This window comes from Streptomyces coerulescens (genome assembly GCF_042657965.1).
GTDB classification, from domain to species: domain Bacteria; phylum Actinomycetota; class Actinomycetes; order Streptomycetales; family Streptomycetaceae; genus Streptomyces; species Streptomyces coerulescens.
Genome location: NZ_JBHSKM010000012.1, coordinates 63131 through 88973, shown reverse-complemented (window position 1 = coordinate 88973; position 25843 = coordinate 63131). Strand labels below are relative to the sequence as shown.

Here is a 25843-nt window from a genome sequence, read left to right as displayed (position 1 = left end):
GCCGCCGGCAGCTCACTGCCGGCGGCGACCCCTCACCATCCTGTTACCTGCCGGATGGGGATGCCCTGTCCTCCCCGTCAGCCGTTGCGGCCACAATGGGGGGATGAGCGACAGTCCAGCCCCCCGAGGGCGCGGGGCGGAAGCCCCGTCTGCCCTGCGACGCCATGCACGCACTCTCGCCGCACCGGGCGCCGGCCCAAGTACATCCGGTACGAGGGCCGACGCCCGGCACGGCGAGAGCACGCACCTGACGCCGCAGGGCCCGCCCTCCGGGCGGACGACGGGGCTTCCGCCCCGCGCCCTCGCCGACCCGCATCTGGTCTACGACCCCGTAGCGGGCGACGGCCCCAAGGACGTGGTGATCCTCGGCTCCACCGGCTCCATCGGCACCCAGGCCATCGATCTCGTTCTTCGTAACCCCGACCGGTTCCGGGTCACCGCCCTGTCGGCGAACGGCGGCCGGGTCGCCCTTCTCGCCGAGCAGGCGTACCGGCTGAAGGCGCGGACCGTCGCGGTCGCCCGCGAGGACGTCGTACCGGCGCTGCGCGAGGCCCTGACGGCCCAGTACGGCACGGGCGAGCCGCTCCCCGAGATCCTCGCCGGACCGGACGCGGCCACCCAGGCCGCCGCCTCCGACTGCCACACCGTCCTGAACGGCATCACCGGCTCCATCGGCCTGGCCCCCACCCTCGCCGCCCTGGAGGCGGGCCGCACGCTCGCGCTCGCCAACAAGGAGTCCCTGATCGTCGGCGGCCCGCTGGTCAAGGCGCTCGCCAAGCCCGGGCAGATCATCCCCGTCGACTCCGAGCACGCCGCCCTGTTCCAGGCGCTGGCGTCCGGGAACAGGGCGGACGTACGGAAACTCGTCGTCACCGCGTCCGGCGGCCCCTTCCGCGGCCGTACGAAGGCCGAGCTGGCGAACGTGACCGTCGAGGACGCCCTCGCCCACCCCACCTGGGCCATGGGCCCGGTGATCACGATCAACTCCGCGACCCTGGTCAACAAGGGCCTGGAGGTCATCGAGGCGCACCTGCTCTACGACATTTCCTTCGACCGCATTGAGGTCGTCGTGCATCCCCAGTCGTATGTTCACTCGATGGTTGAGTTCACCGACGGATCCACGATCGCCCAGGCGACGCCCCCCGACATGCGCGGGCCCATCGCCATCGGCCTGGGCTGGCCCGAGCGCATCCCCGACGCCGCGCCCACCTTCGACTGGAGCAAGGCGTCGACCTGGGAGTTCTTCCCGCTCGACAACGAGGCGTTCCCCTCGGTCGACCTGGCGCGCCAGGTCGGGAAGCTCGCGGGCACGGCGCCCGCGGTGTTCAATGCGGCCAACGAGGAGTGCGTGGAGGCCTTCCGGGCCGGCGCGCTGCCGTTCAACGGGATCATGGAGACCGTGACGCGGGTGGTGGAGGAGCACGGCACCCCGCGTGCGGGAACTTCGCTGACCGTCGCGGACGTCCTCGAAGCGGAGAGCTGGGCCCGTCGGCGGGCCCGGGAACTGGCGGCACACACGGCGGAGGCCCGTGCATGACGACCCTGATGTTCATCCTCGGCATAGTGCTGTTCGCGGTCGGGCTGCTCGCCTCGATCGCCTGGCACGAGCTGGGCCACCTGTCCACGGCCAAGATGTTCGGCATCCGGGTGCCGCAGTACATGGTCGGCTTCGGCCCGACCCTCTGGTCGCGGAAGAAGGGCGACACCGAGTACGGCGTCAAGGCGATCCCGTTCGGCGGCTACATCCGCATGATCGGCATGTTCCCGCCCGGCCCTGACGGCCGCCTGGAGGCCCGCTCCACCTCGCCGTGGCGCGGCATGATCGAGGACGCCCGCTCGGCCGCGTTCGAGGAGCTCAAGCCCGGCGACGAGACCCGCCTGTTCTACACGCGCAAGCCGTGGAAGCGCGTCATCGTGATGTTCGCGGGCCCCTTCATGAACCTGGTCCTCGCCTTCGGACTGTTCCTCACCGTGCTGATGGGCTTCGGCATCCAGCAGCAGACCACCACCGTGAGCTCGGTCTCCCAGTGCGTCATCGCACAGACCGAGAAGCGCGAGGACTGCAAGGCGTCCGACGAAAGGTCCCCGGCCGCCGCCGCGGGCATGAAGGCCGGCGACAGGATCGTCTCCTTCGACGGAGTGGAGACCCAGGACTGGAACGCCCTGTCCGACCTCATCCGCAAGAGCGCCGGCGAGGATGTGGCGATCGTCGTCGACCGCAAGGGCGAGCAGCTGACCCTGCACGCGAAGATCGCCACCAACTGGGTCCTGAAGAAGGACGCCGGGGGGGCGTATGTCCAGGACGACTACGTCCGGGCGGGCTTCCTCGGCTTCAGCTCGGCCACCGGCGTCGTCAAACAGGACTTCGGCGACTCCGTGTCCTGGATGACCGACCGGGTCGGCGAGGCCGTCGACTCCCTGGTCGCCCTGCCGTCCAAGATCCCCGCTCTGTGGGACGCCGCCTTCGGCGACGGCCCGCGCGAACCGGACTCCCCGATGGGCATCGTCGGCGCGGCGAGGGTGAGCGGCGAGATCGCGACCCTGGACATCCCGGCGTCACAGCAGCTGGCGACGTTCGTGTTCCTCCTGGCAGGCTTCAACCTCTCCCTGTTCCTCTTCAACATGCTCCCGCTGCTGCCGCTCGACGGCGGCCATATCGCGGGCGCCCTGTGGGAGTCGCTGCGCCGCAACCTGGCCAGGGTCCTGCGCCGTCCGGACCCCGGTCCGTTCGACGTGGCGAAGCTGATGCCCGTGGCGTACGTGGTGGCCGGAATCTTCGTCTGCTTCACGCTGCTGGTGCTGGTCGCGGACCTCGTTAACCCGGTCAGAATCTCCTAGTCACACGGAGTTCGAGGCGGCCCGGGACGGTACGTCCAGGGCCGCCTTCCATTGAGTGGGTTTAGGGGCCGTGATGTGCTGGCGGGAGGGCCCGTGCCGTAATCTCGAAGCCTGGAGCCCGCTGCTGACGGGACCGGACCTTGATCCACGACTTGGGGTTGCACAGCAGATGACTGCGATTTCTCTCGGCATGCCGTCCGTACCGACCAAGCTCGCCGAGCGCCGGAAGAGCCGTCAGATCCAGGTCGGATCCGTCCCGGTCGGCGGGGACGCACCGGTCTCGGTCCAGTCCATGACCACGACGCGTACGTCGGACATCGGCGCCACCCTCCAGCAGATCGCCGAGCTCACGGCCTCCGGCTGCCAGATCGTGCGCGTGGCGTGCCCCACACAGGACGACGCCGATGCCCTGGCGACGATCGCCCGCAAGTCCCAGATCCCGGTGATCGCGGACATCCACTTCCAGCCGAAGTACGTCTTCGCCGCCATCGAGGCCGGCTGCGCCGCGGTCCGGGTCAACCCGGGCAACATCAAGCAGTTCGACGACAAGGTCAAGGAGATCGCGCGGGCCGCCAAGGACCACGGCACCCCGATCCGCATCGGCGTCAACGCCGGCTCGCTGGACCGTCGTCTGCTCCAGAAGTACGGCAAGGCGACCCCCGAGGCCCTCGTCGAGTCGGCCCTGTGGGAGGCGTCGCTCTTCGAGGAGCACGACTTCCGGGACATCAAGATCTCCGTCAAGCACAACGACCCCGTCGTCATGGTCAGGGCCTACCAGCTGCTGGCCGAGCAGTGCGACTACCCCCTCCACCTCGGGGTGACCGAGGCGGGCCCGGCGTTCCAGGGCACGATCAAGAGCGCGGTCGCCTTCGGCGCCCTCCTCTCCCAGGGCATCGGCGACACGATCCGCGTCTCGTTGTCGGCCCCTCCGGTGGAGGAGGTCAAGGTCGGCAACCAGATCCTGGAGTCCCTGAACCTCAAGCAGCGCGGCCTGGAGATCGTCTCCTGCCCGTCCTGCGGCCGAGCCCAGGTCGACGTCTACAAGCTGGCCGAAGAGGTCACCGCCGGCCTGACCGGCATGGAGGTCCCCCTCCGCGTCGCCGTCATGGGCTGCGTCGTCAACGGCCCGGGCGAGGCCCGCGAGGCCGACCTCGGCGTCGCCTCCGGCAACGGCAAGGGCCAGATCTTCGTCAAGGGCGAGGTCATCAAGACGGTCCCCGAGTCCAAGATCGTCGAGACCCTCATCGAGGAGGCGATGAAGATCGCCGAGCAGATGGAGGCGGAGGGCGTGGAGTCGGGCGAGCCGTCGGTGGCGGTCGCGGGCTGAGTCTTCCGCCCCCGCCGCCCTCACCCGTCCCGTCCCCGGGGGCTGCCGCCCCCGGACCTCCGCTTCGGCCCTGAAGGGGCCTCGTCCTCAAACGCCGGACGGGCTGAATGGAGGGCCGCAGGCCCTCCCAGGGGCGCGGGGAACTGCGCGACCGGCCCCCACCGCCCGCAGCCGCCAACCGGCCCCAGCGTCCCGAGCTCACAGGCGCCCGGCCCAGCGGCGCAGCCGGGGGCGGCATGGCTCAGCTTCCGCAGGTACAGTGCGGGGACCAGCAGAACCCCAGCGTGAGGCCCCCGCACCGTGTTGACCCAGACCACCTCACGGGTCCTCGAACCGAGTGACCTGGACGCGGCGCTCGCCGTCCTCGACCGCGAGCCGGTCGCGAACGCCTTCGTGACGTCCCGCGTCCAGATCGCCGGCCTCGACCCCTGGCGCCTCGGCGGCGAGATGTGGGGCTGGTACGAGGACGGCATGCTGACGTCCCTGTGCTACGCGGGCGCCAACCTCGTCCCGATCTGCGCCACCCCCCGAGCCGTACGGGCCTTCGCCGACCGTGCCCGCCGCGCGGGCCGCCGCTGCTCCTCCATCGTCGGCCCCGCCGACTCCACCGCCCAGCTGTGGCGCCTGCTGGAGCCCAACTGGGGCCCGGCGCGCGAGATCCGCTCCCACCAGCCCCTGATGATCACCGACCGCATGCCCGCCGACATCACCCCGGATCCGTACGTCCGCCGCATCCGCAAGGACGAGATGGAGACGATCATGCCGGCGTGCGTGGCGATGTTCACCGAGGAGGTCGGCGTCTCACCGCTGGCCGGCGACGGCGGACTTCTCTACCAGGCCCGGGTCGCCGAACTCGTCGGGTCCGGCCGCTCGTTCGCCCGTCTCGACCCGGACGGCAAGGTCGTCTTCAAGGCCGAGATCGGCGCCGCCACCGACCGCGCCTGCCAGATCCAGGGCGTCTGGGTGGCCCCCGAGTACCGCGGCCAGGGCCTGGCGGCCCCCGGCATGGCCGCCGTCCTGCGCTACGCCCTGGCGGACGTGGCCCCGGTGGTCAGCCTCTACGTCAACGACTTCAACACGGCGGCGAGAAGGACGTACCAGAGAGTCGGCTTCCAGGAGGTCGGCGCCTTCATGAGCGTCCTGTTCTGAACGTCCGTCCAGGTAGGCTCCCCACCATGCGCCTTCCCGGTCACGCACATCGCCGCCAACCAGACGACATCGTGATCGGCCCCCTGGACCTCTCGGCCCACGTGGACGAGGCCCTGGCGGTCCAGGCGGTGGCGTTCGGCCTGGGCCCCGACGAAGTCGCCGTACGCCGCCAGATCGTCCTGCGCCATATGACCTACCCCGGAGCGAGAGCCCTGGGCGCGACCACCTCGGGCACCCTCGTCGGCTTCGTCTACGGCATGCCCAACGACCGTACCCACTGGTGGTCCACCGTCGTGGAGCCCTATCTGCGGGCCCAGGGCCACGACATCTGGCTCGACGACTCCTTCGTCATCACGGAACTCCACGTCCACCCCCGCTACCAGAACCGGGGCGTCGGCCGCTCACTGATCACCACGATCACGGACGGCGCCGCCGAACCCCGCTCGATCCTCTCGGCCATCGACGTCGACAGCCCGGCCCGTGGTCTCTACCACTCCCTGGGCTACGAGGACCTCGCCCGCCAGGTCCTTTTCCCCAGCGCTCCCAAGCCGTACGCCGTGATGGGCGCGCCTCTCCCGCTCCGCCGCCGTTAACCGATTTCCACCGTCCCGTACCGCCCGGCTAACCTCCTGCCATAACCCACATCCGGCAGGAGTACGAGAACCATGGCCAACGCACCGGTCCAGCGCATGTCCCAGTTGATGGCGAAGACGCTGCGCGACGACCCGGCGGACGCCGAGGTCCTCAGCCACAAGCTGCTCGTCCGCGCCGGCTACGTCCGCCGCACGGCGGCCGGCATCTGGTCCTGGCTGCCCCTCGGCAAGCGCGTCCTCGCCAACGTGGAGCGCATCGTGCGCGAGGAGATGGACGCGATCGGCGCCCAGGAGGTGCTGCTCCCGGCGCTGCTGCCGCGTGAGCCGTACGACGCGACCGGCCGCTGGGACGAGTACGGCCAGGAGCTGTTCCGCCTGAAGGACCGCAAGGGCGGCGACTACCTCCTCGGCCCGACCCACGAGGAGATCTTCACCCTGCTGGTGAAGGACCAGGCGTCCTCGTACAAGGACCTGCCGGTCATCCTCTACCAGATCCAGCACAAGTACCGTGACGAGGCCCGTCCGCGGGCCGGCATCCTGCGCGGCCGTGAGTTCCTGATGAAGGACTCCTACTCCTTCGACACCGCCGACGAGGGCCTCGCCCAGTCCTACGCCCTGCACCGCCAGGCCTACCAGCGCGTCTTCGAGCGCCTCGGCCTCGACTACCGCATCTGCGCCGCCACCGCCGGCGCGATGGGCGGCTCGAAGTCGGAGGAGTTCCTCGCCCCGGCCGAGGCCGGCGAGGACACCTTCGCGGACTGCCCGAACTGCGACTTCGCGGCCAACACCGAGGCGATCACCTACGAACTGAAGCCGGTCGACGCCGCCGGCGTGGCCGCGCTCGAGGAGATCCCGACCCCGGACACCCCCACCATCGAGACCCTCGCCGCCCACCTCGGCGTCGAGGCCTCCGCCACCCTGAAGAACCTGCTGGTCAAGGTCGACGGCGAGATCGTCGCCGTCGGTGTCCCCGGCGACCGCGAGGTCGACATGGACAAGGTCGAGGCGCACTTCGCCCCGGCCGTCGTCGAGATGGTCACCGAGGCGGACTTCGCGGAGAACCGGGACCTGGTGCGCGGCTACGTCGGCCCGCAGGGCCTGGGCGAGAAGGTGAAGTACCTCGCCGACCCGCGCGTGGCCCCCGGCACCTCCTGGATCACCGGAGCCAACAAGGAGGGCATGCACGCGAAGAACGTCGTCGCGGGCCGTGACTTCGAGGTGGACGAGTACGTCGACGTGGTGGTCGTCCAGGACGGCGACCCCTGCCCGAAGTGCGGCACCGGCCTCAACCTGGACCGCGCCATCGAGATCGGCCACATCTTCCAGCTCGGCCGCAAGTACGCGGACGCGCTGAAGCTCGACGTCCTCGGCCAGAACGGCAAGCCGGTCCGCGTCACCATGGGCTCCTACGGCATCGGTGTCTCCCGCGCTGTCGCCGCCCTCGCCGAGCAGACCGCCGACGACAAGGGCCTGTGCTGGCCGGCCGAGGTCGCCCCGGCCGACGTCCACGTGGTCGCCGCGGGCAAGGCCCTGCAGACCGAACTCGCCCTCGACGTCTCCGAGAAGCTGGCCACGGCCGGCCTGCGCGTCCTGTGCGACGACCGCGCCGGTGTCTCGCCGGGCGTGAAGTTCACCGACTCGGAGCTGATCGGCGTACCGCAGATCCTGGTGGCCGGGCGGCGCGCGGCCGAGGGCGTCGTCGAGCTGAAGGACCGCAGGACCGGTGAGCGCGAGGAGCTGACGGTGGACGAGGCGATCGCCCGCCTGACGGCGTAGCGCAACCCGTAGGAACCGCCTGACCGTTCCTCTCCGTGGCACTGACACAGCGTCGGTGCCGCACGGAGGGGAACGGTCCTGCGTATCGGCTCACCACATCGGTTCAGCCGGCCTCGGCCGTGAGCACGCGGGGGAGGAGTTCGTGCGGCAGCTCGACGCGCATGCCGCAGAAGCAGCGCAGGGGCCCGCCGCGTGAGCCGGGGGCGCCCAGGTCGATGAGCAGGATGTCCGCCACTTCCCGGAGCACCTCACGCGCCGGGGCACCTCTGGCTACGCGGATGCTGACCTCGTCCGGGTCCCAGACCGCGATGCTCGCCAGACCGTCCGTCACGGCAATGTGCACGCACACAACTGTCTCCCCAGGGATGCACTACGGCACGGAGTGATCCGCTCCGGGAGGTCAGCGGCTGACTGATGGTACCGACGGCGGTCGGGTGCGTGAGGAGTTTCGTCATATTCTCCCGTCGCACCGGAAGCTTCCGTCACACCCGGCACGCGCCGGCGGTACGGCCCGATGGCCGAAAACGAGCCCCTGACCTCAGCCGATGCGGCTGACCTGAAGCATCGCCTCGGCGTCCTTCAGCAGTGCGCGCTGACGTGCCTCCGGCAATTGCCGGTACAGCTTGAGGAGTCGGGCCTCGCGCTCGTCCCCGCTGGGCCCCGGAACGGGGCGGCCGACCGCCTCGAAGAACTCCCTCGGTGTGGTCCGCACGCCCCAGCGCCGGAACACCTCGACCATGGCCCGCAGCTTCTCCGGATCGATGCGCGAGGTGCCGCGGGTGCGGTTCATCCAGGCGTTCAGCGTCGGATAGGAGATGCCGGCCTCGGCTGCCAGGTCCTTCTGGGTTCGGCCCGGCACCTGTGCCAGGAGATGTTCGAGCAGAGCCGCCAGGTCCTCGTCCCGGCGAGGGGGATCCTGGCCGGGTTCCGGGTCTCCTGCGCTGCTCTGCTGGATCGTCACGCATCGAGGATCCGGCATCAATATCTACAAGCGCAAGTAGATCGCAGATCGCTCACGAAGGCGTCGGGAGCGCGCGGGAGCGCTGCGCGGGCGGCCGTGCAATCGCGCGCCCCCAGCCTCCCCGGACCGCCCGTCATTTCTCACGCTCCGTAGGTATCTTGACACTATCTGCATCTACATGAAGACTGTAGATGACTCCGGATGTGGATCGCGGCCCCTGGTGCGAGATGTTGTCGCACGCCCTGAGAATCTACATCTACATGAATATTGAAGATTCGAGAGATCGACTCGACGGGAGAACCGATCGTGTCCTTACCGGACAACGTCATCACCGCTCCGGGCGACCCGGAACCCGAGCTCGTCGCCCGGGCCCGCACGGGCGACCGGGAGGCGTTCGCGGCCCTGTACCACCAGCACTACCGCGTGGTGTACGGGTTTCTGCTGGTGCGCACGCGCAACAGACATCTGGCGGAGGACCTGACCCAGGAGGTGTTCACCCGCGCCCTGCGGCGCATCGACGCCTTCACCTGGCAGGGCACGACCTTCGCCGCCTGGCTGACCACCATCGCGAAGAACCTCTACCTCGACGAACTCGGCCGTGGCCGTACCCGTCTGGAAACCTCTGTCGCCGAGTTCGACGACCCGGGGGAGACCGGCCGGGACACGGAGGCGCTCGCCCTGCGCGCACTGGAGGCCGTCGAGGCCCATGAGGCGGTCCGCACCGCCCTGCACACCCTCAACGCCCAGCAGCGGCACTGCGTGGAACTGCGCTTCCTCGACGAACTGACGCCGCAGGAGACGGCGTTGGCGATGGGCCGGAGCGTCGGCGCGGTCAAGACGCTGACCTACCGCGCCCTGCGCAAGCTGCGTCGGCCGACCGGGGCGGTGTCCGGATGAACAGCAACGTCCCGCACGCCGTCGGCGTGATCCGCGCGGTACTGGAGTCCACCGGGGCCGACCGGGCGACCGCGGTCGCGCACGCGCTCGACTCCGCCCGCCTCCTCGTCGACCCCGGGCGCTCCTTCGGTGCCGTACTGCACCGGACGCCGGACGGCGGCTGGACCCCGGCGCCGCGCCCCCTCACCCACCTGGAGCGCAAGGCCCTGGCCTGGGACGCCTCCTGCGCACGGGCACGTTCCGTGGCACACGCCATCGAACGCCGACTGGCCGGGCACGCCGGTCCCTCCGGCGTGCGCGTGGACGGCGACCGGGTGCGGGTCGTGCTCCGCGTCGACGGCCCCCTCCCGTGGGCCCGCTGGCGCGCGTACCTGGGCGTCACGGCCGTCGGGGCGGGCACCCGCCCGCACACGGTGGTCGGCGAGGGCGAGCGTGGCGGCGTCCGGGTGACGGTGGTGGCCCATGGCGCCACCTCGACGCCACCGCGCATGGCGCCACCGGCGGAGGCGACCCCACCGACAGCCGCGCACGCGGCGCCACCGCGCATGGCGCCACGGGCGGAGGCGACCCCACCGACGGCCGCGCACGCGGCGCCACCGCGCATGGCGCCACGGGCGGAGGCGACCCCACCGACGGCCGCGCACGCGGCGCCACCGCGCATGGCGCCACGGGCGGAGGCGACCCCGTCCACGACAGCCGCGCCCGCGGCAACTCCGCCTGCGGCAACCCCGGTTGTGGCAACCCTGCGCGTGGCGCCCGCGCCTGCGGCAACCCCGCCTGCGGCAACTTCGCCTGCAGCAACCCGGCGCGTGGTGCCTTCGCCTGTGGCACCCCCGCCTGCGGAACCCCCGCCTGTGGCGCCTCCGCCCACGGCCATCCCCTTGGCGGCACCCGCCCTCGCCTCCTCGGCGCCCGGACCGCGGGCGCGTCTCTTCCGGCTCGGTGGCGTCACCTACGACCTGGCGCTTCCGCAGCGCGACGCGCAGGGCGACATCTGGTACTTCCAGGGCTGCCGGAGCCACGACGGCATGCCCCTGATGTCTCTGGACGGCCGGTCCGAGCGGTGCTCCCTCGCCAATCTGGCGGTTCATCTGGGGCCGTTGTCGCCGGTGCGGGCCGTCACACCGGATGTCGTGTCCGCCGACGTCCGGGCGTTACCCGTGCCGACAGGGCCCTCCGGACTGATGTGCGGCCCGATCGGGCCGGTCGTATGACTGCCGGTGGGGCAGGCGCGCGGATCCCGGGCGCGGTGGCGGCGGACGGAGGTTCGCGGGTCTGGGAGGCGAGCGCCGCCTGCGGGGAACGGGACGCGGACCTCTGGTTCTCGCGCAGTTCCTGGCCCACGGCCGTGGCGATCTGTACGGCCTGTCCCGTGCTCGAACCATGCCTGGCCGCTGTACTGCAACGGGAGAAGGGTCTGGCACGGTGCCGCCGCCAGGGCGTCGTGGCCGGACTGACGGGTCCCCAGCGGCATGACCTGGAGCGCGCCGCGAACCTGTCACGGGCACAGCAGCGCCGGCCGGCACCGCGACCCGGTGAGCCCGCCGATCGCGCCGCACCCCGTGCCCCGGCGGCATCCCGTGCCCCGGCGGAATCCCGTGCCCCGTCCGCAGCCCCGCGCCCCCTGCCCGCCCCCTGCGGCACCCGCGCCGCTTACCAACGGCACCTGCGCCGGGGCGAACCCGTCGACGAGGCGTGCCGCGCCGCCAACGCCCGAGAGGCCGGCCGCTACCGCCGTACCGGCTCGACCCGTGACCCGCGGGAGCAGGCCATGCCCCGCGACTCCGGTCGCCACCCCGGCTCGACGCGTGACCTGCGGGATAAGCCCTGCCCCCGCGACTCCGATCGCCCCACCGGCTCCACCGGTGCCCTGCGGGAGCAGGCCATGCCCCGCGACTCCGGTCGCCCCACCGGCTCCACCGGTGACCTGCGGGAGCAGCCCCGCCTCCGCCCCCGCGACCCCGCCCGACATCGCGACCCCGCCCGACATCGCGCCGCGACGTCCGGCGACCCGAGCTGACATCCCCTCACCGCAACCGGAGTACCTCATGTCCTCGACCCCGTCGGATCCCCTGCCCGACGCGCCCGGAGCCGGCCGTCCCCGGAGCCCGGGTCCCCTCGGCCGCGCGGCCGCCGCCCTGCGCCGAGTCCTGCGGCGGCGCGGCGCGCGGCGGACCGGCCCCCGCCACCGCCTGGGCCGCGACCTCGACGACTGCCGACAGGAGCGCGAGCGCTGGCAGCGGCACGCCGACTCCTACGAACGGGAGTTGACCGACGTACGGCGTGAACGCGCCCTGCTGCTGGCCTGGTTGGCGGCGCTGCACCCGGCGAGCGCGGTGCTCACCCCCGACGCCGGCTCCGGTCCGGACGGCGTCCACCTGCTGTGCGTCGAGGCCGGGGGACGGCAGTTGTCCTGGCGGCTGTCACCTGCCGAGGTGCCGCTGTTCGCCCATGTCCCGTACGCGCATCCGGTCACCACGGACCGTCCCGCGCCGCCCGATCAGTCGGCCCACATCCGCAGGCACACCAGGCTGCTGGCGATGGAGGGGATCCTCTCGGGCGCGACGGCCGAGACCTGGGCGGCGGTGACGCCTCTGCGGCCCGGCGAGCACTGAAGGCGCCGGCCGGCCGTCCGGCGCCCCCGCGAGACCCCGGTCGGCAGGCTCGGGAGGCAAGTCGACCGGATCCACCACGCCCCTCTGCTCCGACCCACGGCAGGGGGGCGTGGTCCGTCCATGGCATCCGGCGCCGCAGGAGCAGGGGCTACGACAGCCAGCCCGCGAACTCCAGCAACAACTCCGCGTCCTGCGGCCGCCCGACCCGCCGGGCCCGCACCCCGGACTCCACGGCCCGGAACAGCGTCCACCCCCGCAGCCGCTCCTGATCCACCTCCAGCGACTCCGCGAGCCGCTTGATCCGCCGCCGCGTCGTGGCCGCCCCCGACGGCGAGGCGATCAGATCCTCCACCCGGTCCCGCACCAGGCGCGCCAGGTCGAACGCGCACTCACCCACGACCGGATCCGGCCCCACCGCCAGCCACGGCATCCGCTCCCCGGCGAGCACCTTGCTCTGCCGGAACGTCCCGTGCAGCAACCGCCGTTCGGGCGGCGCGGCCAGCAGTTCCTCGCGGGCGGCCAGCGCGGCGTCGACCAGCACCGCCACCTCCGTGTCCGTCGACGCGGTCGCCCGCATCGCCTCGGCCTGCCGCCCCGTCCGCTCGGCCACCGTCTCGAACTGTGGGCCGGCCGGGGGCTCCACCCACAGCCGCCGCAGCGTCCCCGCCGCCTCCAGCAGCGCCTTCGCCTCCGGCAACGACCGCACCGACAGATCCGGACGCAGCCGCTCCAGCAGCAGCACGCCCTCGGTCACGAGGGGCTCCAGAAGCTGTACGGCACCCGTGCCGCCCCAGTGCGCGAGCGCGGCCCGCTCGCTCTCCGGGCGGGCCCGGGGCGGCGCCAGCTTCAGCACGGCCGGCGTGCCGTCCGGCCGCCGCACCAGCACCACCAGGCTGCTGCGGCCGCCCGGCACCTGCACCCGTTCAACGGTCAACTCGCGTAGCGCGACGGCCTGGTGGGCCGCCTCCGGCAGCTTCTCCAACCAGTCGTCACCGTCCGGTGCCGTCTCACCGAGCGCCCGGACCAGACGCTGCGGCGGTTCGAAAGCCATGCGCGAGTCGTTCCCTTCCCGTACTGCCCGTACGTGTGCCGCGGTCCCGCGTCACACGGTGGGCGCCGCCGACGGGGACGTGGTGCCCGCGCGCTCGGCGAGCCCAGGGAAGGCTACGCTCCCGCCCCGCCAGCGCACCGCCCGCACCGCGGCCTCCCGCAGCGCCTCGGCGGCCCTGCCCCGCAGCTCACCCTCGGCTGCCCGCACCAGGTCGGAGTACACCCCAGCCACCCGGTCCTCCAGCTCGGCGGCCAGCAGGACGGCCGAAGCCGAGTCCGGCACCGGGAAGGGCAGCGCGTACGCGGCGCTCGCGGAGACCGGCTCGGCGCCCCGGTCGCGCACCTCGCGTGCCAGCGCGTCCCGCCGCGCCCGGTGCGCCGCGTATGCCGCACGTGCCTCCGAGCGCCGTTCCTCGGCGATCCGGCCGCCGACGACGCCGTATCCATACACGACCGCGTGCTCGGCGGCGAGCGCCGCCTGGAGGGCCTTGACGGTCGCCTGCTTCGTCTCGCTCACTTGGCCCCCTCCGTCAGCAGATACGCGTGCGCCGCACCGGCCGCGGCCACCGAGGCCAGCAGCCGCGCCAGTTCGCCGGGCACTTCGAGCAGTGCCTTCGCCCGCCGGTCCGCCAGTGCCCGTTCGGCGGCGGCCAGCCCGGCCAGCGCGTCCCGCTCGTTCGCCGGAACGGACACGCCCGGCGACGGGGAGGCCGACGGCGACGCCGTACCGCCCTTCGGCGCCCCGGACGACGTGGGCGAACCGGTGGACCCTCCGGCCGGACCCGCGCCGAACGCCGCCGTGTGTCGCATGGCCTCCGCCCGCAACGGCCCCACCAGCCCCGTCAGCGCCGGATGGGCGGCGAGCACGGCGTCGTAGTGCCCGACCAGGTCCTCGCTGTCGCGGGCCGCACGCGCGCGTGCCTTCTCGGCCAGGGACGGGCTGCCGCTGGTGCCGCCGTCCGCATCGTCGGACCGGGAGGTGCAGCCCACCAGCAGCGCGGCACCGGCGGCCGAGGCGAGCAGGGTTCTTCTGCGCGGCCCCGAGGGGTGGCGCGAGGGCGGGGGATACGGCACGGCACACGTCCTCGGGGACTCGTACGAACACGCAGGCGGGACGCGCCCGCCGTGATCACCGTACCCGCGCGTCCGGCAGAGTCATGTCACCGGCTCGACAGCCGACCTCGAGGGGCGCGGGGCCGTGTCGATCTGCGGCTCCGCCGCGCGGGCGCGATCACCCACAGGGAACCCGCACTCGCCCGCAAACCCGCAGTCCCGACCCCTTCGGCGACGCGGCCCCGCCGCCGGAGGCTGGACGCAACACTCCCCGCGACCCGATACCCTTTGACCAGACACGCGACCCATCCCACAACAGCACACGCGGCCGAGGAGTCACCCGGATGAGCACCACCCAGAGCGAGAGGCTGCGAGAACTTCTGGAACCGCTCGTCAACTCTCAGGGCCTCGATCTCGAAGAGATCGCAGTGGACTCCGTCGGACGCAAGCGAGTGCTGCGCGTCGTGGTCGACTCCGACTCCGGGGCGGACCTGGACCAGATCGCCGATGTGAGCCGTGGGCTCTCGGCGAAGCTCGACGAGACCGACGCGATGGGCGAGGGCGAGTACACCCTCGAGGTCGGCACCCCGGGCGCGGAACGCCCCCTCAGTGAGCACCGGCACTATGTGCGCGCCGTCGACCGGCTGGTGAAGTTCCAGTTGGCCGAGGGCGGGGAACTGGTGGCCCGGATCCTGAAGGTGGACGACGAGGGCCTCGATCTCGAAGTGCCCGGAGTCAAGGGCCGCAGGCCCACCAGCCGCAGACTCGGCTTCCCGCAGATCGAGAAGGCCCGCGTGCAGGTCGAGTTCAACCGCAAGGACAAGAAGGAAGAGGAGGCGTAGCCGTGGACATCGACATGAGTGCCCTGCGGGGCTTGGTTCGGGAGAAGGAGATCTCCTTCGACCTGCTGGTCGAGGCGATCGAGTCGGCCCTCCTCATCGCCTACCACCGCACCGAGGGAAGCCGCCGCCACGCGCGCGTGGAGCTGAACCGGGAGACCGGACATGTGACCGTGTGGGCGAAGGAGGATCCCGAGGATCTTCAGGAGGGCCAGGAGGCCCGCGAGTTCGACGACACCCCCTCCGGCTTCGGCCGGATCGCCGCCACCACCGCCAAGCAGGTCATCCTGCAGCGTCTGCGCGACGCCGAGGACGACGCGACGCTCGGCGAGTACGCGGGGCGCGAGGGCGACATCGTCACCGGCGTGGTCCAGCAGGGCCGCGACCCGAAGAACGTGCTCGTGGACATCGGCAAGCTGGAGGCCATCCTGCCGGTGCAGGAGCAGGTCCCGGGCGAGACCTATCCGCACGGGATGCGGCTGCGGTCGTACGTCGTCCGGGTGGCCAAGGGTGTGCGCGGTCCCTCCGTGACCCTGTCCCGGACGCACCCCAACCTGGTGAAGAAGCTCTTCGCCCTGGAGGTGCCGGAGATCGCCGACGGCTCGGTGGAGATCGCCGCCATCGCCCGCGAGGCCGGCCACCGCACCAAGATCGCCGTAAGGTCCACCCGCTCCGGTCTGAACGCCAAGGGCGCCTGCATCGGCCCCATGGGCGGCCGGGTGCGCAACGTCATGGGCGAGCTGAACGGCGAGAAGATCGACATCGTCGACTGGTCGGACGACCCGGCCGAGATGGTGGCGAACGCGCTGTCCCCGGCCCGGGTCTCCAAGGTCGAGGTCGTGGACATGGCGGCCCGCTCCGCGCGGGTGACCGTGCCCGACTACCAACTGTCACTGGCGATCGGCAAGGAAGGGCAGAATGCCCGGCTCGCCGCCAGGCTCACCGGCTGGCGGATCGACATCCGCCCGGACACCGAGCAGGCCGGGGAATAGATCCAAGCCGCCAGGCGCTCAGATCACGTCAGGTTACCGGGCGGCAACTGTTCGAATCCTGCCCCAAAGGGGTGAGGTCGGTACGGGGAGGTAGACTTAGTGATGTCTGGCCGGACACGCGCCCGCGCCTGCCCTGAACGTACCTGTGTGGGGTGCCGGGAGCGAGCGGCCAAGGCTGATCTGCTGCGGATCGTGGCGATCAAGGACGAGTGCGTCCCTGATCCAAGCGGTACGCTGCCCGGCCGGGGTGCGTACGTACACCCCGCCCTGGTCTGTCTCGACCAGGCGGTGCGCCGACGGGCGTTCACGCGGGCGCTGCGCGCCCCGGGAGCGCTCGACACAAAGGCGTTGCGCCGGTACGTCGAGCAGACAACAGTTGCTGAGCAGGCAACACCGTAAGAAAGCGTCGTGCGGAACCGCCGTGCGGCCCAGGTACCCCGCGAGTTGGAAGTAGGTCGAGATTGCGATGAGCACTCGATGAGCACGCGATGAGTACGCCCATGAAGTAGCGACGGTCCGGCCGCAACCCGGACCTAAAAGGAGCGAAGTGGCTAAGGTCCGGGTATACGAACTCGCCAAGGAGTTCGGTGTGGAGAGCAAGGTCGTCATGGCCAAGCTCCAGGAACTCGGTGAATTCGTCCGTTCGGCGTCTTCGACCATCGAAGCGCCCGTCGTCCGCAAACTGACGGACGCCCTCCAGCAGGGCGGCGGAGGCGGCAAGTCCGCCCCCGCTCGTAAGGCTGCCCCGGCGAAGCCGGCAGCCCCCTCCCCGGCGCAGGCAGCCCGTCCGGCTCCGCCGCGCCCGGCGGCCCCCAAGCCGGCTGCCGAGAAGCCCGCGGCCCCGGCCGCGCCGGCCTCTCCCGGCCCCCGTCCCACCCCGGGCCCGAAGCCCGCGCCGCGGCCCGCCCCGGCGTCCCCGGCTCCGAGCGCGCCCGAGTTCACGGCACCGCCGGCGGCACCCGCCGCTCCGGCCGCCTCCCAGGGCCAGGGCTCCGGCCCGCGTCCGGGCGCCCCGCGTCCGGGTGGCCAGGCCCCGCGCCCCGGCGCTCCGCGTCCCGGTGGCCAGGGCGGCCAGGGCCGTGGTGACCGCGGCGACCGTCCCGGCGCTCCGCGTCCGGGTGGCGGTGCCCCGCGTCCCGGTGCCCGTCCGGCCGGTCCCCGTCCGGGCAACAACCCGTTCACCTCTGGTGGCTCCACCGGCATGGCGCGCCCGCAGGCGCCCCGTCCGGGCGGCGCCCCGCGTCCCGGCGGCCCCGGTGGCGCCGGCGCTCCCGGCGGCGCTCCGCGTCCGCAGGGCCAGGGCGGTCCCCGTCCCCAGGGTCAGGGCGGTCCCCGCCCGCAGGCTCCGGGCGGCTCGCGTCCCTCGCCGGGCGGCATGCCCCGTCCGCAGGGCGGCGGCCCGCGTCCCGGCGGCGGCCCCGGTGGCCCGCGTCCGAACCCCGGCATGATGCCGCAGCGTCCGGCTGCCGGCCCGCGTCCCGGCGGTGGCCCCGGCGGTGGCCGCGGCCCCGGCGGCGGCGGTCGTCCCGGTGGCGGCGGTCGTCCGGGCGGTGGCGGCGGCTTCGCCGGCCGTCCCGGTGGCGGCGGCGGTGGCGGCTTCGCCGGCCGTCCCGGTGGTCCCGGTGGCGGTGGCGGCGGTTTCGCCGGCCGTCCGGGTGGTCCCGGCGGTGGCGGCGGTGGCCGTCCCGGCTTCGGCGGTCGTCCCGGTGGTCCGGGCGGTCGTGGTGGCACGCAGGGCGCCTTCGGTCGTCCCGGTGGTCCCGCGCGCCGTGGCCGCAAGTCGAAGCGGCAGAGGCGCCAGGAGTACGAGGCCATGCAGGCCCCGTCGGTCGGCGGCGTGATGCTGCCTCGCGGCAACGGCGAGTCCATTCGCCTGTCGCGCGGTGCCTCCCTCACCGACTTCGCGGAGAAGATCAACGCCAACCCGGCGTCGCTCGTCGCGGTCATGATGAACCTCGGCGAGATGGTCACCGCGACCCAGTCCGTCTCCGACGAGACGCTGGAGCTCCTGGCCAGCGAGATGAACTACACGGTTCAGATCGTCAGCCCCGAGGAGGAGGACCGCGAGCTTCTCGAGTCCTTCGACATCGAGTTCGGCGAGGACGAGGGCGACGAGGAGGACCTGGTGGTCCGCCCGCCGGTCGTCACCGTCATGGGTCACGTCGACCACGGTAAGACCCGACTCCTCGACGCCATCCGCAAGACGAACGTCATCGCGGGCGAGGCCGGCGGCATCACCCAGCACATCGGTGCCTACCAGGTCTCGACCCAGGTCAACGACGAGGACCGCGCGATCACCTTCATCGACACCCCGGGTCACGAGGCGTTCACCGCCATGCGTGCCCGTGGTGCCCGGTCGACGGACATCGCGATCCTGGTCGTCGCGGCCAACGACGGCGTCATGCCGCAGACGGTCGAGGCGCTCAACCACGCCAAGGCGGCCGACGTCCCGATCGTCGTCGCGGTCAACAAGATCGACGTCGAGGGCGCCGACCCGACCAAGGTGCGCGGTCAGCTCACCGAGTACGGGCTGGTGGCCGAGGAGTACGGCGGCGACACCATGTTCGTCGACATCTCCGCCAAGCAGGGTCTGCACATCGACTCCCTGCTGGAGGCCGTGGTCCTCACCGCGGACGCCTCGCTCGACCTGCGGGCCAACCCGAACCAGGACGCGCAGGGCATCTCGATCGAGTCCCGTCTCGACCGCGGCCGCGGTGCCGTGGCGACGGTCCTCGTCCAGCGAGGCACCCTGCGGGTCGGCGACACGATGGTCGTGGGCGACGCCTACGGCCGCGTCCGCGCCATGCTCGACGACAACGGCAACAACGTCGCCGAGGCCGGCCCCTCCACGCCGGTTCAGGTCCTGGGTCTGACCAACGTCCCGGGTGCGGGCGACAACTTCCTGGTGGTGGACGAGGACCGTACGGCCCGTCAGATCGCCGAGAAGCGCGCCGCCCGTGAGCGCAACGCCGCGTTCGCCAAGCGCACGCGCCGTGTCTCCCTCGAGGACCTGGACAAGGTGCTCAAGGCCGGCGAGGTCCAGCAGCTCAACCTCATCATCAAGGGTGACGCTTCCGGTTCGGTCGAGGCCCTCGAGTCCTCGCTGCTCCAGCTGGACGTCGGCGAAGAGGTCGACATCCGCGTCCTGCACCGCGGCGTCGGTGCGGTCACGGAGTCCGACATCGACCTGGCCATGGGCTCCGACGCCATCGTCATCGGCTTCAACGTGCGCGCCGCCGGGCGTGCGCAGCAGATGGCCGAGCGCGAAGGCGTGGACGTCCGGTACTACTCGGTCATCTACCAGGCGATCGAGGAGATCGAGGCGGCCCTCAAGGGCATGCTCAAGCCGGAGTTCGAGGAGGTCGAGCTCGGTACGGCGGAGATCCGCGAGGTCTTCAAGTCGTCCAAGCTGGGCAACATCGCGGGTGTTCTCATCCGCTCCGGCGAGGTCAAGCGCAACACCAAGGCGCGCCTCATCCGCGACGGCAAGGTGGTCGCGGAGAACCTCAACATCGAGGGTCTGCGTCGCTTCAAGGACGACGTCACCGAGATCCGCGAAGGGTTCGAGGGCGGTATCAACCTCGGCAACTTCAACGACATCAAGGTCGACGACGTCATCGCGACGTACGAGATGCGCGAGAAGCCGCGCGTCTGATCCACGCAGCACGCGATCGGGGCCGATCGGCGGGAGCAGAATTTCCGTCGATCGGCCCCGGCCGTTGCGTGTACGGTTCCCGTATCGGCGTCGCACGGCGCCCGTACCCCGAACCGGCGGGACATCCGGATACACACATGTATGTGGGGACTCTGTCCTTCGACCTGCTCCTCGGTGATGTGCACTCACTGAAGGAGAAACGCTCTCTCGTCCGCCCGATCGTGGCCGAACTCCAGCGCAAGTACGCGGTGAGTGTGGCGGAGACGGGGCACCAGAAACTCCACCGCAGGGCCGAGATCGGACTCGCGGTGGTCTCCGGGGACACGGGACACCTCTCCGGCGTACTGGACCGCTGTGAGCGGCTGGTCGCCGGGCGGCCGGAGGTGGAACTGCTCTCGGTTCGACGCAGACTCCACAGCGACGAAGACTGAAGCAAGCAGCAAGAGAAGTGACGAAGGAGACGGACCAGTGGCCGACAACGCGCGGGCGAAAAGGCTGGCGGACCTCATCCGAGAGGTGGTGGCCCAGAAGCTGCAGCGTGGGATCAAGGACCCGCGGCTCGGCTCGCACGTCACCATCACGGACACCCGGGTCACGGGTGACCTGCGGGAGGCGACCGTCTTCTACACCGTGTACGGGGACGACGAGGAGCGGGCGGCAGCGGCGGCCGGCCTGGAGAGCGCCAAGGGCATTCTCCGGTCGGAGGTCGGCCGGGCCGCCGGTGTGAAGTTCACGCCGACCCTCGCCTTCGTCGCGGACGCCCTCCCGGACAACGCGCGCACCATCGAGGACCTCCTCGACAAGGCGCGTCAGTCCGACGCGAAGGTGCGTGAGGCGTCGGCGGGCGCGAAGTACGCCGGTGAGGCGGACCCGTACCGCAAGCCGGAGCCCGAGGACGAGACGGACGGCGACACCGCGGAATGACGCAGAAGCACACCACGCCCGACGGCCTTGTCATCGTCGACAAGCCGTCGGGCTTCACTTCGCACGACGTGGTCGCCAAGATGCGCGGCATCGCACGCACCCGCCGCGTCGGGCACGCCGGCACCCTCGACCCCATGGCGACGGGTGTCCTCGTCCTGGGCGTGGAGCGGGCGACCAAACTGCTCGGTCACCTGGCCCTGACCGAGAAGGAGTACCTGGGCACCATCCGCCTGGGCCAGAACACGGTCACCGATGACGCCGAGGGCGAGATCACGGGGTCCACCGACGCCTCGAAGGTCACCCGCGACGCCATCGACGCCGGGATCGCCAAGCTGACCGGCGACATCATGCAGGTGCCGTCCAGGGTCAGCGCCATCAAGATCGACGGGGTGCGCTCCTACAAGCGGGCACGGGAGGGCGAGGAGTTCGAGATCCCGGCCCGCCCCGTCACCATCTCCTCCTTCGCCGTGTACGACGTCAGGGACGCCGTCGCCGACGACGGCACGCCCGTCCTCGACCTGGTCGTGTCGGTGGTCTGCTCCTCCGGTACGTACATCCGGGCGCTCGCCCGGGACCTCGGCGCCGACCTGGGCGTCGGCGGCCACCTCACAGCGCTGCGCCGCACCCGCGTCGGGCCGTACAAGCTGGACTCCGCCAGGACGCTGGACCAGCTGCAGCAGGAGCTCACGGTGCTGCCGGTCGCCGAGGCCGCCGCAGCCGCCTTCCCGCGCTGGGACGTCGACGCCCGGCGTGCCCGGCTGCTCACGAACGGCGTGCGGCTCGACATGCCCGACGAGTACGCGGGCTCAGGACCGGTGGCCGTCTTCGACCCGGAGGGGCGCTTCCTCGCGCTCGTCGAGGAGCAGAAGGGCAAGGCCAAGAGCCTGGCCGTGTTCGGCTGAGACACCGGCCCCATCGAGGGCCTGCCCGTGGAGCGGCGGTCACGGGGTTGTCCTCTGCCCGCCGCTCCACGGTCCCCCCTCGGTTCCCCCACTTCTAGGGTGTATCCAACGACCCGCGCCTGTTCACCCGTCCGGGCAGGCGCTCGGAGTGAACCGAGGGAGCGGAAGGGGGCGCGTTCGCCACGTGATCTGTCCCGCTGATCACATCACGCCTACCGTCGGGAAAAAGACGCGGCGGATGAGCGAACGGGCGCGGTGCGGGGAGGTTCGACAATGGCGGGACGGGGCCCGCGGGCGGGCGGCGCCCATCGGATGTCGGAGGGCATGCGACACGAGGACCGCCGGGGGGAGAGGGACGCCGGCACGCAGGATCGCTGGGGTCGGGGGGACGCCGGCACGCAGGACCGCTGGAGTCAGGGCGGCACCGGCACACAGGACCGCTGGGGGCAGGGCACCGGCACGCAGGATCGCTGGGGTCAGGGAGACGCCGGCGCGCAGGACGCGCGTCGCTCCGATTCCCGCGACGACCCCCTCGTCCGTATCCACGACCTGGCCGGCCGGCCCCGGGGCCTCGGCTTCGTGGCCGATCACCACGGCACCCTCGTCACCAGCCACGAGGCCGTCGACGGTCTGCCCCGGCTGGTCCTGCTCGCCGCCGGCGGTGACCGCAGCTGTGTGGTGCCGGCGAGCGCGGTGACCTCGTTGCCCGGCCTGGACCTGGCCCTCGTACGCACCGAGGGGCTGGGTGTGGACCCGTTGCCGGTGAGTGTGCGGGGGCGGATCGACTGCGGCGCGTATGTGCGGATCGCGGCCGGTGGCTGGCGGGAAGCCAGAGTCCTGGGCGCGACGTCCGTGACGTACACGGCGACGGATCGCGTCCATCTCCTCGGCCAGGCCCTGGAGTTGGCGGTCGGCACGGCCGGCCGGGACGCGCTGCGGCTCGGCGGCGGAGCCGCCGGAGGACCCGTGCTCGACGCCGGGACCGGCGCGGTCGTCGGTGTCCTCGGCACGGCCCTGCAGTCCGGTCAGCGCGACGCCGGATTCGCCGTACCGCTGTGCCCGCCTTCGGACGGACCGCTGGCCGAGCTGCTCGCCGAGAACGCGGCGACGGTGCCCGCGTACGGCGCCGACCTGAACCTCGCGGGCGTCCTGGAACTGACGGCCACCTCCGTCGGGCAGGACGGCCCGCCCGGGACGCTGGCGGGCTATGTGGGCCGCGGGGACGCCGAGGGAGCGGGCGCCGAGTGCCCGGTGGAACGGTCCGCCACGGCACGGGAGTTCGACGCCTTCACCGAGAGCGCTGCTTCGGTGCTCGCCCTGGTCGGGCCGCCGGGCAGCGGCCGTACGACGGAACTCGCGGCCCTCGCCGCCCGCCGCAGCCGTGGCCCGCGTCCCGCTCCCACGCTGTGGCTGCGCGGCGCCGACCTGAAGGACGAGGACGCGTCGGTGGCCGACGCCGCGCGCAGGGCGCTGGCCCGCGCCGCCCGTATCGTCGCCGCCCCGTCCGACCCCCGCACCCTGGGCGACACGACCCCGGAGCGCCTGGTCCGGCTCGCCCTCGACGCCGGCCGGCCCCTCCTGCTGCTCCTGGACGGCCCCGAGGAGATGCCGCCCGTACTGGCCCACCGCCTCACGGACTGGACGGACGGCACGGCGCAGTGGCTGCGGGAGACCGGAGCACGGCTGATGGTGGCGTGCCGGGCGGAGTACTGGGAGGGGGCGGGGGCGGAGTTTCCGGGGGAGATGCTGTACGAGGAGAGCCGAGCACCTGAGAGCGCCGGTCCGCATATCTCAGCCCGTCCGGTGTTCGAGGACGATCCCGCTCCGGTTCCTTCAGCCCGTCCGGCGTTTGAGGACGAGGCCGTGCAGGCCGATGGGGGTCCAGGGGGCGAAGCCCCCTGGCGGGGGCGAAGGGGCGGAGCCCCTGGGGAGGGGACGGGTGAGGGCGGCGGGGGCGAGACAACCCGGCGGTTCCCCCCGTGCGTACGGCTCGACGACCTCACCCCCGACGAGGCCCGCCAGGCCCGCGCCCGCTACGGCATCCCGGAAGACGCCCTCGCCGACCCCGACGCCCGGCACCCCCTCACCCTCCGTCTTCTCTCCGAGGTCCGCGCAGCCCTCCCCGACACCCCCCACCCCCAACTGGACCGCGACGACGTCCTCTCCGCCCACCTCGACCTCATGTGCCTGCGCATCGCCGTTCGACTCGCCGCCGAGAACGGCCTGCGCGGCACCGCCGTGCGCCGGCTCGCCGCGAAGGTCTCCGGGCAGGTCCACGAGGCCGCCCGCCGCAGCCTCGGCCCCGGCCAGGGCGAGCTGGACCGGGCCTCCTTCGAGGCCGTGTTCCCCTGGGGCCCCGCCCCCGCCGCGCTCGGCGGCGGCACCGGCTGGGCGTCCGCCGTCCTCACCGAGGGCCTTCTGGTCCCCGCCGGCAACGGCTACCGGTTCGCCCACGAGGAGTTCGCCGACTGGATCCAGGGCATGCACCTCGACCTCGACGAGGCCCTGCACGCCCTGGTCCACCGCCACCGCACCCACCCTGGCGACGTACACCCCCTGCCCGTGCCGCACCACCGGGCCGGCCCCGTCGTCCAGGCTCTCCTGCTGCTCCCACGACACCACGGGCACTGCCAACTCACCGCCCGACTGGAGGAGTTGACCCACGCGCTGGAGGCCGACCGCCACGACTGGTGGGCCGCCCGGCTGCTCACCGAGACCCTGCTGCGCGTCCCCGACGCGACGCCGTACCTGGGCGTGCTGCACCTGCTGACCGACCGGATCGTGGCCTGGCGCCGGCACCGGCGTTCCGTGTCGCCGGAGTTCGGCCCGCACTTCTGGACCGGGCTGCCGCTCCCGGACGGTGAGCGTCTCGACCTGCTCCGCCGCCTCGTCCTCGCCGACGGCCCGCCGACCGACGCCGACGAGCCCGGCCACCCCCGGTACCTCGACGCCGTCGCCCGGCTCCTCGCCACCGAACCCACCGCCGTACAACGCCTTCTCACGCGCTGGTTCGACGACGACCGCCCGCTGCCCGCCACCCCGCACGCGACCGTCGCCTGCGCCGCCCAGGCCCTGCTGCACACGCACCGGCACGGCGCCCTCGACGAGCTCACCGAGACGCTCGTCGACAGCGCGCACCGCAAGGCCGACGAACTCCTCGCCGTGCTGTCCGAGGACGAGACATCCGCCATCTGCCGGGCCGTCGACCGCTGGGCGCACGACGAGCGTCCCGCGCGACGGGTCGCCGCGGTGGCGTACGGGCTGCGGGTCGCGCCGCACGTGCGCACCGAGGCCGACCGCGAGCTGTTGCGCTATGCCGCCCTCGCCCTGCTCGCCCGCCCCGACGACTGCACCCTGCACGGGGGCGCGCTCGCCCTTCTCGTACGGGACCCACTCACGCGTGCCCGTCATCTCCCGCAGGCGCTCACGCACTTCGCCGCGGCCGACCCGCAGTTCCCTGCCAGTGCCCTGGTCGCCGCCCTGGTCACTCACACCGAGCCGGTCCTCGAAGCCTTCCGGGCCCGGCTGAAACTGCCGGGTGCCAAAGACGCGCTGCGCACCCTCGCCGACGTCACCACGCCCGCCCTCGCCCGTCGGGTCGCCGCCCTCGTGCAGGAGGCGGTGGAGCGGCAGCCGGGGACGGCGGCCGACATGGCGGCCTACGTCGACCGGCGCCTTGACCAGGGCCCGAGCGCCCGCGTCGTACTGTTCCCGCTGGTCACCGGCCTGCTCGACGGCGGCGCGGAACAGGTGCGGGCCGCCCTCGCCGCGGTGCTCGCCACACCCGGCGCACCCGCGTCCCGGCCGCTGCGTCGCGAGCTGCGCGAATTCCTCCTCGCCCATGAACGCGCCCCCGTCGTGCTGGACGCCTTCCTGCACGCGACCGTCCAGGAGGGCGCAGAGCGGCCGGACGACGATCTGCGCGGCCTGGTCCACCACACCGGCCTGCTGCTCGTGCGCACCCCGGACGGCGCCGCCCGCTTCGACCGCGGCCTGGTCGACCTGGGCCGCCATGTCCCCGGCTTCGCCGTACGGGTCGCCGGCTGGCTGACCGACACCCCGCAGGACTGGTCGGCCGTGGTCGGCCCCAGCACCCGGCGGATGATCGAGAACCTGGCCGGCGTGCGGGTCCCCGCCTGAACACCGCCGCGGCACGTGCACCCCGTCACAGCGTCCATGCCGATGCGGGCGGGGAGCGCCCGGCATGGCACCCTTAGACCTGCGTAAGACCGTATGGCAAAGACGGACACGGGTTCGACTTCGACGAGTTTG

The 25843-nt window shown here is 72.4% G+C and carries 23 protein-coding genes; 18 read left to right on the top strand and 5 right to left on the bottom strand.

The features are described from left to right. Positions 1–103: 103 nt before the first annotated feature. The 6 genes from dxr to ACFPQ9_RS19870 all read left to right on the top strand — a co-directional run bounded on the left by dxr (position 104) and on the right by ACFPQ9_RS19870 (position 7683). Positions 104–1537: a 1-deoxy-D-xylulose-5-phosphate reductoisomerase gene (gene dxr / locus ACFPQ9_RS19895; RefSeq protein WP_380854628.1), complete on the top strand. Its 1434-nt coding sequence runs from the start codon at positions 104–106 to the stop codon at positions 1535–1537. An 8-nt stretch (positions 1538–1545) separates the two neighbouring features. Further along, positions 1546–2838 (top strand): M50 family metallopeptidase, encoded by a 1293-nt coding sequence (locus ACFPQ9_RS19890; protein ID WP_380855300.1) that lies wholly within the window; start codon positions 1546–1548, stop codon positions 2836–2838. A gap of 169 nt (positions 2839–3007) precedes the next feature. Further along, entirely contained in the window at positions 3008–4165 is a 1158-nt protein-coding gene (gene ispG, locus ACFPQ9_RS19885; protein ID WP_380854626.1) for a flavodoxin-dependent (E)-4-hydroxy-3-methylbut-2-enyl-diphosphate synthase, read from the top strand. Between the two features lie 300 nt (positions 4166–4465). Continuing rightward, positions 4466–5314, top strand: coding sequence for a GNAT family N-acetyltransferase (locus tag ACFPQ9_RS19880; protein WP_380854624.1), 849 nt, complete (start codon positions 4466–4468; stop codon positions 5312–5314). 26 nt (positions 5315–5340) lie between these two features. Beyond that, positions 5341–5907 carry a GNAT family N-acetyltransferase gene (locus tag ACFPQ9_RS19875; protein ID WP_380854622.1) on the top strand — a complete coding sequence of 189 codons (567 nt, stop codon included), beginning with the start codon at positions 5341–5343 and terminating at the stop codon, positions 5905–5907. Positions 5908–5979: 72 nt separating this feature from the next. Beyond that, the gene (locus ACFPQ9_RS19870; RefSeq protein WP_380854620.1) at positions 5980–7683 is read left to right on the top strand and encodes a proline--tRNA ligase; all 1704 of its coding nucleotides are present in this window, start codon (positions 5980–5982) and stop codon (positions 7681–7683) included. 103 nt (positions 7684–7786) lie between these two features. Here the strand turns inward: ACFPQ9_RS19870 and ACFPQ9_RS19865 are convergent, their stop codons facing one another. Together ACFPQ9_RS19865 and ACFPQ9_RS19860 are read right to left on the bottom strand one after the other, a co-directional pair. Then, entirely contained in the window at positions 7787–8026 is a 240-nt protein-coding gene (locus ACFPQ9_RS19865; protein WP_380854618.1) for a hypothetical protein, read from the bottom strand. 195 nt (positions 8027–8221) lie between these two features. Further along, complete coding sequence (locus ACFPQ9_RS19860) at positions 8222–8644, bottom strand: helix-turn-helix domain-containing protein (RefSeq protein ID WP_380854616.1); 423 nt, start codon at positions 8642–8644, stop codon at positions 8222–8224. Positions 8645–8950: 306 nt separating this feature from the next. Here ACFPQ9_RS19860 and ACFPQ9_RS19855 point away from each other — a divergent pair, with 306 nt between their 5' ends. The 4 genes from ACFPQ9_RS19855 to ACFPQ9_RS19840 are packed head-to-tail and all read left to right on the top strand — an operon-like array spanning position 8951 to position 12156. After that, positions 8951–9541 carry an RNA polymerase sigma factor gene (locus ACFPQ9_RS19855; RefSeq protein WP_380854614.1) on the top strand — a complete coding sequence of 197 codons (591 nt, stop codon included), beginning with the start codon at positions 8951–8953 and terminating at the stop codon, positions 9539–9541. After that, positions 9538–10755: a BN159_2729 family protein gene (locus ACFPQ9_RS19850; protein WP_380854612.1), complete on the top strand. Its 1218-nt coding sequence runs from the start codon at positions 9538–9540 to the stop codon at positions 10753–10755. The genes ACFPQ9_RS19855 and ACFPQ9_RS19850 overlap by 4 nt, the downstream gene beginning before the upstream one ends. Continuing rightward, positions 10752–11561, top strand: coding sequence for a WhiB family transcriptional regulator (locus tag ACFPQ9_RS19845; RefSeq protein ID WP_380854610.1), 810 nt, complete (start codon positions 10752–10754; stop codon positions 11559–11561). Before ACFPQ9_RS19850 ends, ACFPQ9_RS19845 begins: the two co-directional genes overlap by 4 nt. Before the next feature lie 28 nt (positions 11562–11589). Beyond that, positions 11590–12156, top strand: a complete 567-nt coding sequence (locus ACFPQ9_RS19840) for a hypothetical protein (RefSeq protein ID WP_380854608.1) — start codon at positions 11590–11592, stop codon at positions 12154–12156. Between the two features lie 148 nt (positions 12157–12304). On the opposite strand, the gene ACFPQ9_RS19835 is transcribed toward ACFPQ9_RS19840, so the two are convergent. From ACFPQ9_RS19835 to ACFPQ9_RS19825, 3 genes are read right to left on the bottom strand one after another with little or no spacing between them, the layout of a single operon-like run. Continuing rightward, positions 12305–13207 carry an aminoglycoside phosphotransferase family protein gene (locus ACFPQ9_RS19835; protein ID WP_380854606.1) on the bottom strand — a complete coding sequence of 301 codons (903 nt, stop codon included), beginning with the start codon at positions 13205–13207 and terminating at the stop codon, positions 12305–12307. A gap of 51 nt (positions 13208–13258) precedes the next feature. Then, positions 13259–13723: a DUF4439 domain-containing protein gene (locus ACFPQ9_RS19830; protein WP_380854604.1), complete on the bottom strand. Its 465-nt coding sequence runs from the start codon at positions 13721–13723 to the stop codon at positions 13259–13261. Then, positions 13720–14280 (bottom strand): hypothetical protein, encoded by a 561-nt coding sequence (locus tag ACFPQ9_RS19825; protein ID WP_380854602.1) that lies wholly within the window; start codon positions 14278–14280, stop codon positions 13720–13722. Before ACFPQ9_RS19825 ends, ACFPQ9_RS19830 begins: the two co-directional genes overlap by 4 nt. A 323-nt stretch (positions 14281–14603) precedes the next feature. Between ACFPQ9_RS19825 and rimP the strand changes: the two genes are divergently transcribed. The 8 genes from rimP to ACFPQ9_RS19785 all read left to right on the top strand — a co-directional run bounded on the left by rimP (position 14604) and on the right by ACFPQ9_RS19785 (position 25711). Then, positions 14604–15101, top strand: coding sequence for a ribosome maturation factor RimP (gene rimP / locus ACFPQ9_RS19820; protein WP_380854600.1), 498 nt, complete (start codon positions 14604–14606; stop codon positions 15099–15101). Between the two features lie 2 nt (positions 15102–15103). Further along, positions 15104–16090, top strand: a complete 987-nt coding sequence (gene nusA / locus ACFPQ9_RS19815; protein ID WP_380854598.1) for a transcription termination factor NusA — start codon at positions 15104–15106, stop codon at positions 16088–16090. A 102-nt stretch (positions 16091–16192) separates the two neighbouring features. Beyond that, on the top strand, positions 16193–16489 hold the full coding sequence (locus tag ACFPQ9_RS19810) for a YlxR family protein (RefSeq protein WP_093748946.1): 297 nt from the start codon (positions 16193–16195) through the stop codon (positions 16487–16489). Positions 16490–16637: 148 nt separating this feature from the next. Beyond that, positions 16638–19745 (top strand): translation initiation factor IF-2, encoded by a 3108-nt coding sequence (gene infB, locus ACFPQ9_RS19805; RefSeq protein WP_380854596.1) that lies wholly within the window; start codon positions 16638–16640, stop codon positions 19743–19745. A gap of 137 nt (positions 19746–19882) precedes the next feature. After that, a complete protein-coding gene (locus tag ACFPQ9_RS19800; protein ID WP_380854594.1) occupies positions 19883–20176 on the top strand; it encodes a DUF503 domain-containing protein in 294 nt (97 codons plus the stop codon). 37 nt (positions 20177–20213) lie between these two features. After that, positions 20214–20669: a 30S ribosome-binding factor RbfA gene (gene rbfA / locus ACFPQ9_RS19795; RefSeq protein WP_380854592.1), complete on the top strand. Its 456-nt coding sequence runs from the start codon at positions 20214–20216 to the stop codon at positions 20667–20669. Continuing rightward, the gene (gene truB, locus ACFPQ9_RS19790; RefSeq protein WP_380854590.1) at positions 20666–21571 is read left to right on the top strand and encodes a tRNA pseudouridine(55) synthase TruB; all 906 of its coding nucleotides are present in this window, start codon (positions 20666–20668) and stop codon (positions 21569–21571) included. The genes rbfA and truB overlap by 4 nt, the downstream gene beginning before the upstream one ends. Positions 21572–21895: 324 nt before the next feature. Further along, positions 21896–25711 (top strand): serine protease, encoded by a 3816-nt coding sequence (locus ACFPQ9_RS19785; protein ID WP_380854588.1) that lies wholly within the window; start codon positions 21896–21898, stop codon positions 25709–25711. The last annotated feature ends 132 nt before the right edge of the window (positions 25712–25843 follow it).